Raw genomic sequence first — 16,262 nt, forward strand, 5'->3', positions numbered from 1 at the left:
GGCCCCGGACCCCGCGTCAGTCGATCCGCTGACAGATGGCCACCGGCAGTCTCGGCGACCAGGTTTCGGTGCTGTGGTCGTAGGCGCGGGCATAGCCGTTGTTCCCCGGGGCGCAGGGAGCGGTGATGTTCGTCTCCAGATAGGCGGCCCCGCCGGGCATGCCGGCCTGCGTCTTGGCGATCACGGTGCTGTGGTACCTGAGCTTGCCCGTGTTGTACTTGACGACGATGTAGACCTCTCCGCCGACGGTGAAGTTGCCACCACCGATCTTGAGGTGGTTCCGGTGGGTGTACTGGAACAGGTAGAGGTCGCCGGGCGCCTTGTCCAGAGCGGCCGGAGTCGTCGACAGGGCCTGCGTGGGCAGGCCGACCGGTGCCGCGTCGGTCATCGCCGTTGCCGTCGCCGTCGGTGTGACGCCGAGGCCGACCACGGCCAGCGCCGTTGCGGTTACTGCGGAGCGGCGCGCCCAGCCCGAGGCCGAGCGCCGGAACGTGTGCATGACTGCTCCTATCCCTAGGACTCGCAGCTGCCGAAGGTGACCACGTAGGTGCCGGCCTGGCTCTGGTTGGCGCCGGCCCGGTCCGCCGCTCCGCCCCTGGCAGCGGCACCTATGTCGGTCAGGGAGGGGTCGCGGATGATCTCCGCGTGGCCTTGGGTACTGATGTTCAGCCACCAGTTGACCGCTGCTTTCGGAGTGCCGCTTCCGCCCCACCCGTTGTAAACGATCTCGCGGCCCGTCCACGCACCGCCGTTCGCGCAGTATCCGGCGCCTTTGATGCGGCGCCCGATCTGTTCGTCGCCGCTTCCGGCAACCTGCGGGTTCTGGTGCGGATTCCTGCCCCTGCCCCACCACTGCTGGGCCAAGGAGTTGTTCAGGTGCGTACGGGCCGCCGACGTCAGCTCGGAGTCGAGCGGAAGTTCCTCAAGACCGAGGCGCCGGCGCTCGTCGTTGATCAGGCACACGGTGGCGAGGGTCTGGAACATGGTCCCGAAGCCGAAACGGCCCGGGTTGGTGGAAGGCGCTATGTCGTCGGCATCGGGGCCCATCGCCGTGCAGTCCACCGGGGTGGCGGAGGTCGGGGCGGCAACGGCCGGGCCGGCCGCCGGGACCACCGGAACCGAGAGGGCGACCGCGACGGCGAAGGAGACGACGGCCGTGGGGCGCGAAATGCGGATTCTCATGATGACTCCCTCCTCTCCGGCGTTCCGGTACAGGAACCGATCCGGAACGGGAGGTGGTGGGGACGGCATGGTGCGCCGCTTCCCATGGTGCGCTCCATCGGGCGGCGCTGCCACTCGCGGACCTCAGCCGCGCCGGCCGCTACCGCGGGGCGCCTCCGGACCCGCGGTGCTTGATGCCGCACTTCGCTTCGTGAGCGCGGCCCACCTCCGCGGCCTTGGTGCCGAGGTGGTGTCCGAGCGCCCGGTAGGCGTCGAACTGGGCGTGGTCGAACCACTGGTCGAAGGTGGCCTGGCGGGGGAAGGCCTTCTCCCGAAGGGCGTAACTGAGCAGCTCGTACGGCATGTCGGGGGTCAGACCGGCCTTCACGAAGATGATCGTCCCCAACGCGCTGGCCGGTGCGTCGGGCGAGAACTGGACGGGTTCCGGGTACTCGATCGTGCCGCGCACCACGCAGGTGGCGGAGAACCGGCCGTTCAGGGAGGCCATCGGCACTTCGGGCGCGAGCGGTTTCGCGCTGCCGGGTACCAGGTTCAGCAGGTCCTGCCCCTCCTCGTCGAAGGTGATCCGCACTCCGAGGTCCTCGTAGGCGAGCGTGATCGCCTGCGCGAGGGTGGTCGCCAGCGGCGGCGAGTCCCCCGAGGCGTCGATGACGTAGACGGTCCGACAGCGGAGCCGGAGCATCTCGACCAGACCGAGATTGTCGAAGTGCCCGCCGTCGGTGCACAGCAGCAGGGGAGTGGTGTCCGCGTACCGGCCCACCAACTCCTGGAGCTGGTACCGCAGCCGCCGGACCCGCGGCAGCCGCGGCATGATCCGGTTGGGCCCGTACGTCGCCAGTTCCGCGAGGTACAGGGGGTTGGGCACCCAGGTGCCGAGCCGCACGTTGGACAGCGCGAGCAGCCGCTCCATGAACATCGTCTGGGAACCCATCGCGGAGGCGAAGGCCGCTCCGGACACGGCGACGGCGGACTGCACGGTCAGATCGCGCCCGATCAGCGCCGGGGCCGTCTTCTGCAGCGTGCCGGTGCGGATCCAGCCCGTATCGGGTCCGCCGCAGTAGTCGGAAGCGAAGGTGAAGGGGACGGCGGGCCGGCCGGGCGCCGTGCGGTTGCGCAGCGACACGGCCGCGGAGGCGGCGAAGATGACCTGGGGAAAGCCCTCCACCCGCTGCGCGTAAGGGGTCAGCGGGGTCGGCTCGTTGTTGTAGTCGTACGGCAGGGCGCCGACCGAGCCGTCCTTCAACACCGCGCGGCGCACGGCGAAGGCGCCGGCCAACCGCTGCCGGTAGAAGGGGTGCAGGCTGAACGTGGTCTGGTCGATCACGAGCGTCAGCACGATCAGGGCGATCGGCACCCCCCACTGCCACGCCGGGTGCCAGGTGCCCGCGTAGACGGCCGCCCAGGACATGAGGGCGAGGCCGAAGAACGCGACGAGGAGCAGAACCAGCCAGCACACCACGGCTTTCACCCAGCTGGTGCCGACCTGCGTGACGAGGGACGTGCCGCCCCTGGAGAACGGACCGGCCTGCTCGCCGTCCGGCCTCACCCTCTTCACCGTCTTGTGCACCGCGGTGAACCACGTGCCCAGGGCGGTCGCCGCCGCGGTGATCGCGCCGAGCAGGGCCACTCCCGTTCCGCTGTCGTCCCAGTAACCGCCCTTGTCGGCCTTGTGGGCCAGGGAGGAGAAGAACCAGATCACCGAAGGAAGGACGACCGAGTACATGGCGACCGCCAGCGCGAGGCCGGTGAGCGTGTTCACCGTGCTGCGCAGCCACGCGGGGCGCGACGCGTCGCTCCCGGCCCGCGCGAAGGCGTACCCGACGGACACCAGGCCGGCCAGGCCGAACAGGGCGAGGACGGGCTGCCAGGCGTTCGGGTACAGGTGGAGGGACGGGTCGAAGCCCTCCCCGTCCGCCGCGAGGGGGCGGAGCTCGGTCAGCGGAACGTGCGAGTAGAACTGGTGCAGGAACTGGCCTGCCACGGCGAAGACCAGCGCCAGCATGCCGAAGGAGACGGCCATCCCGCGCAGCACCGCCCCCGCGGCGAACACCTTCTCCTTGGGCGCGTCCGCCAGGTACTTCGCGTGCCGGCGGATGTGGTCCTCCTCCGGGCTGCCCGGCGCGAACACGTCCGCGGGATTCGCGAGACCGGGCCGCACCGAAGGGCTCCCGTCCGGGGCCCGGCGCCGGGCATCGGTCAGGGCCAGTTGGAAGGCCCCGGCGGTGTACCCGCCGCCGGACACCGACACCAGGTACCTCGCCTCGAGCAGCTGCGCGCGCAGTGCCTGCAACGCACCGAGGGTGACCGAGGCCGACCGGATGCCGCCGCCGGAGACGCAGAAGCCGAGCTCCGCGGGGTGCCGGCCGGGGGGCTGGTACGCGCGGGTGCGCCAGCGGGGCACCGGACCGTCCTTCGGGCTCCGGTCCTCCGCCCGGTGCGGGCCCGCCGCGTCGGGGGCGGTCCACTCGGGCCGGGGCTCCCAGTCGTGCGGCGCGGCGGGCGGGAGGATCACGTCCGGGTCGCTCCACTGGCTCTCCGTACCGTCCGCGAGCCGGTGGGCGTGGGCCACGACGGGACGGGGGCGGTCCTCCCGCGCACTCCGCACGAAGGAGGGGTCCAGAACCCGGCGGCAGTAGAGGGTGACGAGGATCAGGACGGCCGCCGCCACCAGCGGGACGACGAGCGCCCACTTCACCTGGGCGAAGAAGGCCGCACGCGTCAGGTCCGGTACCGGATCGGCGTCGAGCCGGTTCAGAGCCCTCCAGAGGAAGAGGTTCTCCACGCAGTCCGCAACCACCGGCACGGGGGTGAGAACGAGGGCGCGCCGGGCCCACAGCCGGGTGGACTCCCGGTAGAGGAAGAGGTGCCCGAGCCCGAAGGCCCCGGCCAGGGCCGCCGCGTAGCCGGGAATGAACATGCACCAGTCGAGAACGAGGCCGTCCTGGAACAGCAGCGTGCTGCCGTCCCCGCCTTCGGCGCCGTGGACGATGGCGCGGGCCCGTTCGGCCGTCGTCGCGAACTGCAGGAGCACTTCCGCGTTCCCTGAGGGCCTGTCAAGGAACGGCGGATCCACCGAGTACCAGATGATCACGTAGAGACCGGCAGCGAGCCCGAACAGACACAGCCCCACCGCCCAGCCCGGAACCTCTCGCAGCCTCGACTGCGTCGGAGCATTCGGCATGCACGCAGAGTAGTCAACCGGACCCCGTCCGGACGTCATTTGACGGTGGGCTTCCGGGCGGTTTAGCCCGGAAGGGGTCCAGTCCCGCGGCACGTTCGTGGTACGGCAACCGCGACATCTTGGAGACCAGGGCCCACATCTGGCGTTCGCCGGCCAGCTCGCCCGGAAGGCGGAGGCCGAGGGATTCGGCGAGCGGTTTGCGTCCCGAGTTCACGAGTGCTCTCACGGCCGCAGCCCATTCGTCGGTTGCCGACACGGCCGCGCGGTACCACACCGGAATCAGGAGGCCCGGCAGGACGATGGCCACGAGCAGCAGCGGGACATCGGGGTGAGCGGTGGTCAGGGCTGCCGCCGCACAGAGGACGACGGCGCAGTGGCCGAAGATCAGGGCAACGAAGAAGTCGACGTTCGCGCGTGCGAGATCGACCTGTCGGCGGACCTGGTCCGGCGCGTTCCCGGTCAGTTCGTTCCACATCACCTGGGTGTCGAGGCGGAACCGGTCGTAGCCGTACTCCTCGAGCCGCCGGATCGCATTCCCCAGCCTCGTCGGTGCCAGCTGCGCGGGGTCGACCGGGTAGCGGGCGAGCCGTTCGCGGAGCAGGGCCCGCTGTACGGCGGTGCGCCGTCGGTCCTTGCGGGCGGCCCGTCCGATCCGCGGGTGGGCGCGCAGGGCGGTCAGCCGGGCCGTGTCATCCGCTGTCAGCCGGCTCTCCTGCTCCTCGCGCTCCAGCCGGATCAGCGTGAGCCGGTCCTGCAGATCCTGTTTGGCCCGCCCCCGGCGAGCGCACCCGTACGCGACGAACGCGCTCGGCCAGAGGGCGTACCCCTCGAGCACGCGGTAGAGGGGGTTCTGCAGGGCGCTGAGGGCCAGCCCGAGGAGCACCGAGACGCTCAGCACTCCGACGGACAGCGGTGTGACACCCGCCGACCACCACTTCGCGGACCAGCCGCGCCCCAGGCTCGGCCATACGGCCACGACGAAGAGGCACACGTTCAACGCGGTGGGCAGGAGCCATCCCACCAGCACGGTCCACGCTCCGCCCAGGGCGCTCTTGGCGATGTCACCCATGGGTCACCACTCGTCGTCATCGTCGTCGAAGGGTGGTCCGGGCGGTGTGCTCTCGTCCCACCCGGCAAGCTCGGGTGCGGTCGCCGCGGGGGCAGGAGGCGGGTCCGGCACCGACGCGGCAGAGCGCAGCGCGTCAACGAACTCCAGGCACGAGGCGTAACGGTCCTCAGGACGCTTGGCCAGGGCCTTCGCCATCACGGCATCGACACCGGGCGAGATCTCCGGACGCCTCTCGGAGAGGGCCGGGGGCGGATCGTACTGGTGTGCCCACAGGAGGGCCATGTCGCCATCACGCTCGAACGGCGGCCCGCCGGCGATGGTCTCGTAGACGACACAGGCGAGGCTGTAGAGGTCGCACCTGCCGTCGACCGGGCTCCCCGAAATCTGTTCCGGCGCCATGTAGTCGAGCGTGCCGACGAACGAGCCCGCGGCGGTGAACCCGGCGGGCGACAGTGATTTCTTCGTCAGGCCGAAGTTCGTGAGGTAGACGTACTCGGGGTGGTCGCCGTCGATGCCGGCGGCGACCAGGATGTTGCCGGGCTCCACGTCCCGGTGCACGAGATCGTGCTCGTGGGCCGCGTCGAGTGCGGATGCCACCTGGGCGGCGATGCGCAGGGCGGTCGGGACGGGGAGCGGCCCCTCTTGGTCCAGCACGGCTCGCAGGTTCTGCCCGGCGACGTAGCGCATGGCGATGTACAGGACGTCGTCGGTCTCACCGGCTTCGAGGATCGGCAGGATGTGCGGGTGGTCGATCGACGCCGCAATCCGCGATTCGTGAACGAAGCGGCGCCGGAAGGCGTCGTCACGGAGGAGCTCGGGGGACATCAGCTCGAGCGCGACCGTACGGCCCAGGCGCAGATCCTCGGCGCGGTAGACGACGGACGTTGCCCCACGGCCGATCTCGCCCTCGAGCCGGTAGCCCGCAACCTTGCGACCCTTCAGGGAACCTCGGTGTGCTTCCATCAGTCAGCCACCGTTCTGGTGGTCACACACCACCCTCGATGAGCGTCCAGCCCGAGGAGACCTGGGGGAGCGAGCCGACGTTGGCGTAGGCGCCGTTGACGAGCGTCGAGGTCCAGGCGGTCCCGTCGTTCTTGTAGAAGAGCAGGCTGTCCGAGGTCCGGCCCACCTTGTCCCAGATGCCGGAGGTGCCGATCTTGCGGAAGGCGATGCCCGAGCCGTCGGTCGCCTTGGACACGCGGAACTCGAGTCCGCCACCGGACCTCGCCCAGGACAGCACCGAATCCTTGGTCGCGGTCAGGTTCCCCAGGAAATCGTCTCTCGGGATGCTGCCCTTGTCCGTGTAGACGCCACCCTTGAGGGTCCCGTAGCCCACGTTGCTCCACGGGAAGTCGCCCGACCCGTGCCTGGCCGCCGAGACCAACGTGTCGCACGATGCGGCCATGGTCCCCCAGCCTCCGCTGAAGTTGTCGTACACGCGGCCCTGTCGGTAGGCGCCGTTCTTGAGGGTGCCCGTGACGCCGTGGCCGGTGTTCCCGTTGTAGAAGATCACGGAGTCGCCGGACGCCTCGACGAAGGTCCAACCCGTGGAGAAGTTGGTGAAGCTCTGGGTGCGGGCGTACCTCCCGCCCGTGAAGGTGCCGACCTCCCCGGCCCCGGTGTTCGTGTTGTACAGCACCAGCGAATCGCGGCTCGCCGCGGCGTGCGTGTAGCCGGCCGGGAGCTTGAACGCCGACTTGTACTGCCAACGGCCGGCGGAGAGGGTGCCGGTGCCGGCTTCTCCGCTGCCGGCCTTGTAGAACAGGATCGAGGTGCTCGGCGTCGTCTGGTTGCAGTACGGCGAAGCAGCGGTCGCGGGCGTCACCGGACCGGCCAGCAGGACGGCCGTCGCGGACGTTGCGGTGGCAAGGGCCGCCACCAGGGATTTCCTCATGACTCTCCCCATTTCCTCGCACGTGGGAGCATGCGGCAGACGTCCTCGTTCATCGTGCGCCGCCCCCGGCCGCACCGCATCTCGGTCCGACGGCAGGCCCGTTTACGCCGGTGCCGGCCCGAAGTGCGGGCCGGCACCGGCTCACGCGGGCGGGTGGGGCTATGCGTGGTCGGGAGCGTGCAGTTCGCCCGTCCGCGCCACTGCCCCGTACCAGTGTGCGCTCGACTTGGGCGTGCGCTTGAGGGTGTCGTAGTCGACGTGGACCGCACCGAAGCGTTTGGCGTAGCCGTAGGACCACTCGAAGTTGTCGAGGAGGGACCAGAGGAAATAGCCGCGCACATCCGTCCCGGCCCCGATCGCCCGGTGGACCGCGTCGAGGTGCGCGTGGACGTACGCCGCGCGCTCCGGGTCGTGGACCGTGCCGTCCGGGCCGACCTCGTCCTCGTACGCCGCTCCGTTCTCGCTGATGACCAGGGGGAGGCCCGGGTAGCGGGCGGCGGTCCGGGTCAGCAGGTCGTACAGCGCGCTCGGGTCGACCGGCCAGCCCATCGCGGTGCGTTCGCCCGGCGCTCGGTGGAAGGCCACCTCGTCCGCACCGGGCCAGGGGGAGTGCTCGCTGTTGCCGTGGCCGTCGTCCTGCGGCCGCTCGGCGCCCTGCACGACGTGCGAGACGACCGTGGGGGTGTAGTAGTTGACGGCGAGCAGGTCCAGGGGCTGGTGGATCGCGGCGGTGTCGCCGTCCCGTACGAAGGACCAGTCGGTCAGGTGCGCGGTGTCCGCGAGCAGGTCCTCAGGGTAGGCGCCCTCCAGCATGGGGCCGAGCCAGATGCGGTTGCCGACGGCGTCGATGCGCCGGGCCGCCTCCCGGTCTTCGGGGGAGGGGGTCAGGGGGCGGACCTCGTGGAGGTTGAGGGAGACCGCGAGCTGCGCGTCTCCGGGCAGTGCGGACCGCAGGGCTTGTACGGCGAGGCCGTGGCCGAGGTTGAGGTGGTGGGCGGCGCGCAGGGCGGCAACCGGGTCGGTGCGGCCCGGGGCGTGGACGCCGGAGGCGTAGCCGAGGAAGGCGCTGCACCAGGGCTCGTTGAGGGTGATCCAGTGCTTCACCCGGTCGCCGAGGGCGCCGGCGACGAGGCCCGCGTACTCGGCGAAGCGCTCGGCGGTCGCCCGCTCGGGCCAGCCGCCCGCGTCCTCCAGATCCTGGGGCAGGTCCCAGTGGTAGAGGGTGAGGGCGGGTTCGATTCCGGCGGCCAGCAGTTCGTCGACGAGCCGGCGGTAGAAGTCCAGGCCCTTCTGGACGGCCGGTCCCCGGCCGGTCGGCTGGACCCGGGACCAGGAGACGGAGAACCGGTAGGCGCCCAGGCCGAGTTCGGACATCAGGCGGACGTCGTCGCGGAACCGGTGGTAGTGGTCCACCGCCACGTCGCCGGTGTGGCCTTCGAAGACCTTGCCCGGGGTGTGGGAGAAGGTGTCCCAGATGGACGGGGTCCGGCCGTCCTCGCGGGCGGCGCCCTCGATCTGGTACGCGGCGGTGGCCGTGCCCCACAGGAAGCCGGGCGGGAAGGTGCGGACGGTGGTGAGTGGCCGGGTCTCGGACGCGGTCATAGGAGAGCGCTCCCAACGCAAGCTTGGATGATGCGGTGCGGACAGGGGGAGGGGGCGACCAGGCCGGTCAGTTCTTGACGGCTCCGGCGGTGATGCCGCCCACGATGTGCTTGCCGAGCACGGCGAAGACCAGCAGCAGCGGCAGGGTGGAGAGGAGGGCGCCGGTCAGCACGACGGCCTGGTCGACGGTGTGGTTGCCCGCGCCGAGACCGGCCAGGGCGACCTGGAGCGTCGGGTTGCCGTCGGGGGTCAGCGCGATGAAGGGCCAGAAGAAGTCGTTCCAGGCCTGGACGAAGACGAGCATGCCGAGGACCGCCATCGCGGGGCGGGCCACGGGGAACACCACGTGCCAGATGATGCGCAGGCTGTGGGCGCCGTCCATCCTGGCCGCCTCCACCAGCTCCACCGGCAACGCCTCAATGAGGTACTGGCGCATGAAGAACACGCCGAAGGCGGCGACCAGCGAGGGCAGGACGACCGACTGGAGCTGATCGACCCAGCCGAGGTCGGTGATGATCTGGTAGAGCGGGATCACGCTGAGCTGCGGCGGGATCGTCATGGTCGCCACCACCAGGGCCAGCAGCGCGCCGCGGCCCTTGAAGGGCAGTTTGGCGAAGGCGAAGCCGGCCAGGGTGGAGAACAGGACGGTGGACAGGGCCACGAGCCCGGCCACGATCGTCGTGTTCACCAGCGCCTCGCCCATGTCGACCTGGTTCCAGGCGAAGGAGAGGTTGTCGAAGAGACGGGGGCCGGGCAGGAGCGGTGCCGGCGCCTCGACGACCCGTTCGCCCGTGTGGGAGGCGGCGACGAGGTTCCAGTACAGGGGGAAGAGGGAGACGAGGGCGGCCACGCCGAGGAGGACGTAGGTCAGCGGTCCCGCGTGGTGCTGGCGTCCCGGCGACTGCCGGAAGCGGTGGGTGCGCGGCGCCTTGATGGTGGTCGTCGTGGTGGTCGTGTCGAGTGCGTGGGCCATGAGCTCAGCTCCCCGCCTTCTTGCGCATCTGGCCTGCGGGGCCGCCGGTACGGCGGCTGCGCCTCAGGTCGCGGTTGTGGTGGGAGCGGGTGACCAGGGCCTGGATTCCTCCGATGAGCAGGAGGAGGAGCAGCATGACCCAGGCGATGGCGGAGGCCTGGCCCAACGCGCCGGTCACCCAGCCCTTCTCGTACATGAGCAGGCTCAGCGTCTGGAACTGGTTGCCGCTGCCGCCGCTGATGCCGACGCTGCCGCCGAAGAGCATCGGCTCGCCGAAGAGCTGGGTGGCGCCGATGGTGGAGACGATGACCGTGAAGAGGATCGTCGGCCTGATGGAGGGGATGGTGACGCTGAGGAACTGGCGCCACCGCGATGCCCCGTCCAGGGCGGCGGCCTCGTAGAGGTCCTGCGGTACGGCCTGCATCGCCGCCAGGTAGATGAGTGCGTTGTAGCCGGTCCAGCGCCAGGTCACGATCACCGAAATGGCGATCTGGGCGGGCCACTTGGACGATTCCCAGGCGACCGGTTCGAAGCCGACCCAGCCCAGGGCCGTGTTGATCAGTCCGTAGTCGGTGTTGAAGAGCTGGGCGAAGACGAGGGTGGCCGCCGCGATCGAGGTGGCGTACGGGGCGAGGACCGCGACGCGGAAGAAACCCCGGCCGCGGAGCTTGTAGTTGAGCAGATGGGCCAGGCCGAGGGCCATCAGCAGTTGGGGGACGGTGGAGATCAGACCGATGGTGAAGGTGTTGGCGAGGGCGTTCCAGAAGAACTCGCTGGTCGCCAGGGAGGTGTAGTTCTCCATCCCCTTCCACTGGGCGCTGCCGCCGAGTTCGACCCGGTGGAGGGAGAGCCAGCCCGTGTAGATCAGGGGGAAGAGCCCGAAGGCCGCGAAGGTGAGGAAGAAGGGGGCGATGAAGAGGTAGGGGACCGCCTTCAGGTCCAGGCGGTAGAGCGTGCTGCGCAGACCGCTCCGGCCGGAGGGCCGCTGCCTGCGGGAGCCGGGTCCGGAGTCGGCGCTGAGGCCCGGGGGGTGTGCTGCGGGCGGCGGGGAGCCGCCACCCGTCGCCCGTACGGAGGTGGCCACGGGGGCGTCCTTCCAGGTCGGTACGTTCGGTGGTGCGGTGGTGCGGACCGCGACGGGCCGCCGTCACCCGCGCGAAGGCCGCGCGGGTGGCCGCGCGAGGGCCGCGGGGAGGCGGTGGCGAGGAGGCGGGTGGCGGCGGGCCCGTCGCGTGGCCCGCTACTTGGCGATCTTGTCGTCGACCAGCTTCTTGACGTTCTCCCAGGCCTTCACCGGGTCGGTGCCGCGCTGCTCGATGTCGAGGATGCCGTTGTCGGTGAGGAAGGTCTTCACCTGCCCGTCCCAGCGGCTGATCGGGGCGGGCGTGATGCCGGCCGCGGCCTCCGAGTAGATCTTGCCGATCGGGGTGTCGCCGAAGTACGGCAGCTTGGCGTCCTGGACGGTCGCGGAGGTGAGCGTGTCCTTGGAGGAGGGGATGTTGCCGTTCACTCCGAAGACCTTGGCGTGCTGCGCCGGAGCGGTGAGCCAGGCGGCGAGCTCGGCCGCCTCCTTGGCGTGCTTGCCCGACTTCGGAACGGCGAGGAAGGAGCCACCCCAGTTGCCGGCCACGGGAGGCGAGGCGATGTCCCACTTGCCCTGGTTCTCCGGGCCCGCCTGCTCCTTGATGATGCCCGTCATCCAGCTCGGGCAGGCGACGGTGGCGAACTTCGAGTTCTTGAAGGCCGCGTTCCAGGTGCCCTTCTCGTCGAACTGGCGCAGCTTGGCCGTCAGTTCGCCCTTCGTCGCCGCCACGGCGGTGTCCCAAGCCTTCTTCACGCCCGGACTGTTCTGGTAGTCCAGCTCGCCCTTGGCGTTGGCGTACTGGACCGGCTCGCTGGACACCACGGCGTTGAACAGGCCGCTCGCGGAGTCGTGGAAGGCGGTGCCCTCGGGGGCGCTCTTCTTGTAGGTCTGGCCGGCCTCGATGAACTTCGCCCAGTCGCCCGCCCAGAGCTTGGAGACCTCCGTGCGATCGGTCGGCAGGCCCGCCTTGGCGAAGAGGTCCTTGTTGTAGCAGATGGCCATCGGGCCGATGTCCGTGCCGAGGCCTATGACCTTGCCGTCGGCCGTGGTGGCCTGCTTGACCTTCCAGTCGAGGAACGCGCCGAGGTCCGCGCCGCCCGTCTTGCCGAGGTCGGCCCACTTGTCCGCCAGGGCGGAGCCGGTCGCCTCCGCGATGTAGCCGACCTCCAGGGCCTGGATGTCCGCGAGGCCGCTGTCGCGGGAGAGGCGCAGCTTGAGGGTGTCCCAGTACTTCTGGCCGTCGGCGACGTTCGACTCTTCGATCTTGATGTTGGGGTGGGCCTTCTCGTACTCGGCGTACAGCTTGGCCCCGGTGGTGTTGTCGTAGCCGAAGGATCCGAAGGTCCCGATCCGCAGCGTGATCTGCTCGCCGCCGGCCGTGCCGGGCTTCTTGTCGCCGTCACCGCCGTCACCGCCGCAGCCGGTGAGCAAAGCCGCGCCGGTCGCGACGGCGACGGCCGTGGCGATCGCGGTGACGGTGGTACGGCGTCCGCGTCTGCTGCTGGAAGTGCGCATTCCACTCTCCTCGTCCAAGGTGGTGCTCGTTGTGCGCCAGAAGGTCCGGCGGGCTGTTCGCGGCTCGGCGAGGGCCCGCCCGGACCTGATGTGAAGGCCGTTGTCGCACCCCTGAATGGGAGCGCTCCCACGTCGCTGCCGGAAGGTTGCTGCCTGGCGGGTGCGGGTGTCAAGAGATGAACGCGAATTCATTACAGGGCGGCCCTCGGTACGGGTTCGTCTCCATGCCTCGGGTCGAGCCCCGTCGGGTTGTGAACGCGGGCGTGGAAGAAGCAGGGAATCAGCGGTAGTGTGGGAGCGCTCCCATCATGCGTGGGCGTAACGTGTGCCACGCAGAGCGATGGGGCCCGTCATCGTGCCTGATGTACCTGATCTGCGTGATGTACCTGATCGGCCGGCCGGGACGGCACCCGGCGCGGAGGAGTGCGATGGCGTACGAGGGGAGTTCGAGGGTCGTGAACGGACGGCAGAACGGCAGGCCCACCCTGGAGGAGGTCGCGGCCCTGGCCGGTGTCGGCCGGGGCACGGTGTCCCGGGTGATCAACGGTTCGCCGAGGGTGAGCGAGCAGGCCAAGGAAGCAGTGGCCCGCGCCGTCGCGGAGCTGGGGTACGTGCCCAACCAGGCGGCCCGGGCCCTGGCCGGCAGCCGGACCGACGCGGTGGCCCTGGTGATTCCGGAGACCGAGGCCAGGGTGTTCTCGGAGCCCTACTTCCTCGACCTGATCCGCGGGGTCAGCGCCGAGCTCGCCGAAGCCGACAAGCAGCTGCTGCTCACCCTGGTCCGCACCGAGGCGGAGCGCCGGCGGTTCGAGGACTATCTGGCCGCCCAGCGGGTCGACGGCGTCCTGCTGGCGTCCGTGCACGGGGACGACCCGCTGCCCGACCGGATCGCGAGGCTGGGGCTGCCGGTCGTCATGAACGGCCGGCGCTCCGAGGCCGAACCCGTCGCCTACGTCGACTCCGACAACATCGGCGCGGGCAGGGCGGCCGTGGCCCACCTCGCGGGGCGGGGCCGGAGCCGGATCGCGACCATCAGCGGCCCGCTCGACATGTACGTGGCCCGCGCCCGACTGGGCGGCTACCGGGCGGGGCTCGCCGAGGCCGGAATCCAGCCCGACGAATCGCTCGTCGCGACCGCCGACTTCACCGAGGAGGGCGGCCGGCTGGCGATGCGCGAGCTCCTGGAACGCAACCCCGGGCTGGACGCGGTCTTCGCCGCCTCCGACGTGATGGCGGCCGGTGCGCGCGGAGTGCTGCGCGAGGCCGGACGGCGGATCCCAGAGGACGTGGCCCTCGTAGGGGTGGACGACTCGGCGGTGGCCCGCCTGATGGACCCGCCGCTGACGAGCGTGCGCCAGCCGATCGAGGAGATGGGCCGCACGATGACCCGACTGCTCCTCCAGAAGATCGCGGAGGAGTCCGGACCCGGCTCCGCGCCGCCGGCGGGCAAGGGCGAGGAGCCGCGCAGGGTCCTGCCGACGGACCTGGTCGTGCGGGACTCCTCCTGAGCCGTACGGGGTACGGGGTGACCGGCCGAGGCCCGGAGTCCTTCGGAAGGGGAGGCTTCCGTCGGGCTCCGGGCCTGTCACCCGTCCTGGGTCACAGTGCCGGGTGGGCGTTCTTCATGAGCTCCTGGAACTGGGCGGAGAACCACTGGCCGGAGAGCGGTGCGTCGGGGAGGGAGCCCGACATGCTGTTGCCGTTGCGGGCGTTGCCCGTGTAGGTCGGGTCGCACATGCGGTCGAAGCCCTTGCCCTCGTTGTTCGGGATCTCCTTGCTCGCCCCGTCGGACTCGCCCGGCGGCTTGATCCACACGTACGCGTCGATGCCCGCGGCCGGGGCGGCCTGGGGCCGTTCTCCCAGGCCGGCGCCGGACTGGTTGCACCAGTTGCCGAGGTGGATGCGCCGGTCGTAGCGGCCGCCGTTGACGTACGTGTCCACGCTCGTCAGTGCGCCGGGGCCGGTCGGGCGTGCCGTGCCGCCCCAGCCGTTGCGGGAGGTGTCGACGAGCATGCCGATGTTCGCGTCGAAGCCGATGGAGACCAGCTTGGAGCGCATGCCCTGGGCGTAGGACAGTTCGTCGGTGTAGCGGTTCCAGTCGACCCACTTCGACTGGCGTACGGAGGTGCCGTTGACCGAGTCCTCGATCTTGAAGTTGTCCTCCTTGAGGGCGCTGTAGTTGGCCGTGTTGACGATGAAGCCGTGGACCTTGGAGAGCGTGGAACCCTCGGCCGTGGCGGCCAGCTTGAACAGGTCGGCGGAGGGGCCCAGGTTGTCGTCCCAGCCGAGCCAGCCGTGGTGGCCGGCGTCGACGTAGTTGTAGACGTTGGCGATCGAGCCGAGCTTGTTCAGGGCGTAGCCGACGCCCTTGATGTAGTTGCCGTTGGCCTTCATCACGTCGCAGTTGGCGGTGACCGTGGGGCGCCCGGAGACGTTGGTGACCAGGTTGGGCAGGGAGTCGATCTCGACGGTGGTGACGATCCGCAGGCCCGCGTACTTGGCATCGGCGAGGATCGCGGCAATCGGGTCGATGTACTGCGTCTTGTACTTGTCGATCTCGGTGGGGCCCAGTTCGCCGTTGGAGGCGAGTGCGGCGCAGTCCCGGCCGGGCAGGTTGTAGATCACCAGCTGGACGACGAGCTCGCCGCTGCCCTTCTGGGCCAGCGCCGCGTCCAGGTGGGCGCGCAGCCCCATCGAGCCGTTCGCTCCCGTGACGGCCGCGATGCGGTCCAGCCAGACGCCGGTGGGCTGGTTGGCCACCCTGGTGCCGCCCGGTTCGGCGGCGGCCTTGGCGGACCATTCGGGGTTCACGTACACCTTGGCACCGGCGTACGGGTTGTCGGCCTTGCCGCCCGTGGGCGGCGGGGTGGTCGGCGGTGTCGTGGGCGGGGTGGTGGGCGGCGTGGTCGGCGGTGTCGTCGGGGGAGTGGTCGGCGGCTGGGTCGGGTCCGTGGCGCCGTTGCAGGTGACGCCGTTGAGCTTGAACGTCGCGGGGACGGCGTTCGTCCCGGTGTGCGAACCGTTGAACCCGAAGGACGTCGAACCACCGGTGGCCAGCGACCCGTTGTAGGACATGCTCTTGGCGGTCACGGCCGCCCCGGACTGGGTGATGGTGGCGTTCCATCCCTGGGTGACCTGCTGGCCGTTCGCGTAGGACCACTCCAGGGTCCAGGCGGCGACCGGGTCACCGGTGTTGGTGACGACCACGTTCGCGCCGAAGCCGGTGTTCCACTGGTTGGAGATCTGGTACTCGACCTTGCAGCCGGGGGTGGCGGCGCCGGCGCTGGTACCGAACACGGTGGCGGTGGCGCCGGCGGCCGTGACGAGACTGAGGGCCGCCAACAGGGCGGTGCGGGGGATCGTGCGGCTCATTGCGTGGGGTGCCTTTCAGTTCAGGGCGCGCGGGCGATGGCGCGGCCCGGTGCCGAGTGCGGTGGACGTGGGATCAGGGCCGGCCCGGAGGGGCCGTTCGAGGTGTTCCAGGTCCGGCCGGGACACGAGAGGGCGCGGACGTCGATCCGGACCATGACGCGGCCGACGACGCTCGGGCAGGTGTCGCCGTCGCGCGGGGCGAGCACTGCTCCGCCGAGCAGTGCTGACAGACGCGGGGGTGCCACCTGAGCGAGTCCTTGCGGCAAGGCCGTGCGCTGACGACGGGGCCGACTGTGGAAGCGCTCCCACTGGTTGGGGCCAGACGGTAGCGCCAACTGGCGCCAAGCAAAAGAGGAGTTGAGTAAATTCCCCGCGGAATGCATTCGACTC

The 16,262-nt window shown here is 70.4% G+C and carries 13 protein-coding genes; 1 reads left to right on the top strand and 12 read right to left on the bottom strand.

What is annotated here, in order from left to right:
* Nucleotides 1-16 precede the first annotated feature (16 nt).
* From ACFRU2_RS08110 to ACFRU2_RS08155, 10 genes are all read right to left on the bottom strand, one after another.
* On the bottom strand, nucleotides 17-499 hold the full coding sequence (locus tag ACFRU2_RS08110; protein ID WP_382969118.1) for a hypothetical protein: 483 nt from the start codon (nucleotides 497-499) through the stop codon (nucleotides 17-19).
* Between the two features lie 14 nt (nucleotides 500-513).
* On the bottom strand, nucleotides 514-1,182 hold the full coding sequence (locus ACFRU2_RS08115) for a CAP domain-containing protein (protein WP_382969120.1): 669 nt from the start codon (nucleotides 1,180-1,182) through the stop codon (nucleotides 514-516).
* Between the two features lie 139 nt (nucleotides 1,183-1,321).
* Nucleotides 1,322-4,363, bottom strand: a complete 3,042-nt coding sequence (locus ACFRU2_RS08120; protein ID WP_382969122.1) for a hypothetical protein — start codon at nucleotides 4,361-4,363, stop codon at nucleotides 1,322-1,324.
* A gap of 13 nt (nucleotides 4,364-4,376) precedes the next feature.
* Complete coding sequence (locus ACFRU2_RS08125) at nucleotides 4,377-5,432, bottom strand: hypothetical protein (protein ID WP_382969124.1); 1,056 nt, start codon at nucleotides 5,430-5,432, stop codon at nucleotides 4,377-4,379.
* 3 nt (nucleotides 5,433-5,435) lie between these two features.
* On the bottom strand, nucleotides 5,436-6,395 hold the full coding sequence (locus ACFRU2_RS08130; RefSeq protein ID WP_382969126.1) for a serine/threonine-protein kinase: 960 nt from the start codon (nucleotides 6,393-6,395) through the stop codon (nucleotides 5,436-5,438).
* Between the two features lie 22 nt (nucleotides 6,396-6,417).
* Entirely contained in the window at nucleotides 6,418-7,326 is a 909-nt protein-coding gene (locus ACFRU2_RS08135) for a hypothetical protein (protein ID WP_382969127.1), read from the bottom strand.
* 159 nt (nucleotides 7,327-7,485) lie between these two features.
* Nucleotides 7,486-8,928 (bottom strand): GH1 family beta-glucosidase, encoded by a 1,443-nt coding sequence (locus ACFRU2_RS08140; RefSeq protein WP_382969130.1) that lies wholly within the window; start codon nucleotides 8,926-8,928, stop codon nucleotides 7,486-7,488.
* 67 nt (nucleotides 8,929-8,995) lie between these two features.
* On the bottom strand, nucleotides 8,996-9,901 hold the full coding sequence (locus tag ACFRU2_RS08145) for a carbohydrate ABC transporter permease (protein ID WP_382969133.1): 906 nt from the start codon (nucleotides 9,899-9,901) through the stop codon (nucleotides 8,996-8,998).
* Between the two features lie 4 nt (nucleotides 9,902-9,905).
* The gene (locus ACFRU2_RS08150) at nucleotides 9,906-10,985 is read right to left on the bottom strand and encodes a carbohydrate ABC transporter permease (RefSeq protein WP_382969136.1); all 1,080 of its coding nucleotides are present in this window, start codon (nucleotides 10,983-10,985) and stop codon (nucleotides 9,906-9,908) included.
* Between the two features lie 156 nt (nucleotides 10,986-11,141).
* Complete coding sequence (locus ACFRU2_RS08155) at nucleotides 11,142-12,500, bottom strand: ABC transporter substrate-binding protein (protein ID WP_382969139.1); 1,359 nt, start codon at nucleotides 12,498-12,500, stop codon at nucleotides 11,142-11,144.
* Between the two features lie 428 nt (nucleotides 12,501-12,928).
* On the opposite strand from ACFRU2_RS08155, the gene ACFRU2_RS08160 reads away from it, so the two are divergent.
* On the top strand, nucleotides 12,929-14,008 hold the full coding sequence (locus tag ACFRU2_RS08160) for a LacI family DNA-binding transcriptional regulator (protein WP_382969141.1): 1,080 nt from the start codon (nucleotides 12,929-12,931) through the stop codon (nucleotides 14,006-14,008).
* A 91-nt stretch (nucleotides 14,009-14,099) separates the two neighbouring features.
* On the opposite strand, the gene ACFRU2_RS08165 is transcribed toward ACFRU2_RS08160, so the two are convergent.
* Together ACFRU2_RS08165 and ACFRU2_RS08170 are read right to left on the bottom strand one after the other, a co-directional pair.
* The gene (locus ACFRU2_RS08165) at nucleotides 14,100-15,872 is read right to left on the bottom strand and encodes a glycoside hydrolase family 6 protein (protein WP_382969142.1); all 1,773 of its coding nucleotides are present in this window, start codon (nucleotides 15,870-15,872) and stop codon (nucleotides 14,100-14,102) included.
* 20 nt (nucleotides 15,873-15,892) lie between these two features.
* Nucleotides 15,893-16,117: a hypothetical protein gene (locus ACFRU2_RS08170; protein ID WP_382969144.1), complete on the bottom strand. Its 225-nt coding sequence runs from the start codon at nucleotides 16,115-16,117 to the stop codon at nucleotides 15,893-15,895.
* Between the last annotated feature and the right edge of the window lie 145 nt (nucleotides 16,118-16,262).

The organism is Streptomyces sp. NPDC056883, assembly GCF_042788835.1.
Lineage (GTDB): Bacteria > Actinomycetota > Actinomycetes > Streptomycetales > Streptomycetaceae > Streptomyces > Streptomyces stoeckheimensis.

Bases quoted from the DNA above. Each gene is read 5' to 3' on its own strand.
- ACFRU2_RS08110 (WP_382969118.1), bottom strand. From the start codon at position 499: ATGCACACGTTCCGGCGCTCGGCCTCGGGCTGGGCGCGCCGCTCCGCA.
- ACFRU2_RS08115 (WP_382969120.1), bottom strand. From the start codon at position 1,182: ATGAGAATCCGCATTTCGCGCCCCACGGCCGTCGTCTCCTTCGCCGTC.
- ACFRU2_RS08120 (WP_382969122.1), bottom strand. From the start codon at position 4,363: ATGCCGAATGCTCCGACGCAGTCGAGGCTGCGAGAGGTTCCGGGCTGG.
- ACFRU2_RS08125 (WP_382969124.1), bottom strand. From the start codon at position 5,432: ATGGGTGACATCGCCAAGAGCGCCCTGGGCGGAGCGTGGACCGTGCTG.
- ACFRU2_RS08130 (WP_382969126.1), bottom strand. From the start codon at position 6,395: ATGGAAGCACACCGAGGTTCCCTGAAGGGTCGCAAGGTTGCGGGCTAC.
- ACFRU2_RS08135 (WP_382969127.1), bottom strand. From the start codon at position 7,326: ATGAGGAAATCCCTGGTGGCGGCCCTTGCCACCGCAACGTCCGCGACG.
- ACFRU2_RS08140 (WP_382969130.1), bottom strand. From the start codon at position 8,928: ATGACCGCGTCCGAGACCCGGCCACTCACCACCGTCCGCACCTTCCCG.
- ACFRU2_RS08145 (WP_382969133.1), bottom strand. From the start codon at position 9,901: ATGGCCCACGCACTCGACACGACCACCACGACGACCACCATCAAGGCG.
- ACFRU2_RS08155 (WP_382969139.1), bottom strand. From the start codon at position 12,500: ATGCGCACTTCCAGCAGCAGACGCGGACGCCGTACCACCGTCACCGCG.
- ACFRU2_RS08160 (WP_382969141.1), top strand. From the start codon at position 12,929: ATGGCGTACGAGGGGAGTTCGAGGGTCGTGAACGGACGGCAGAACGGC.
- ACFRU2_RS08165 (WP_382969142.1), bottom strand. From the start codon at position 15,872: ATGAGCCGCACGATCCCCCGCACCGCCCTGTTGGCGGCCCTCAGTCTC.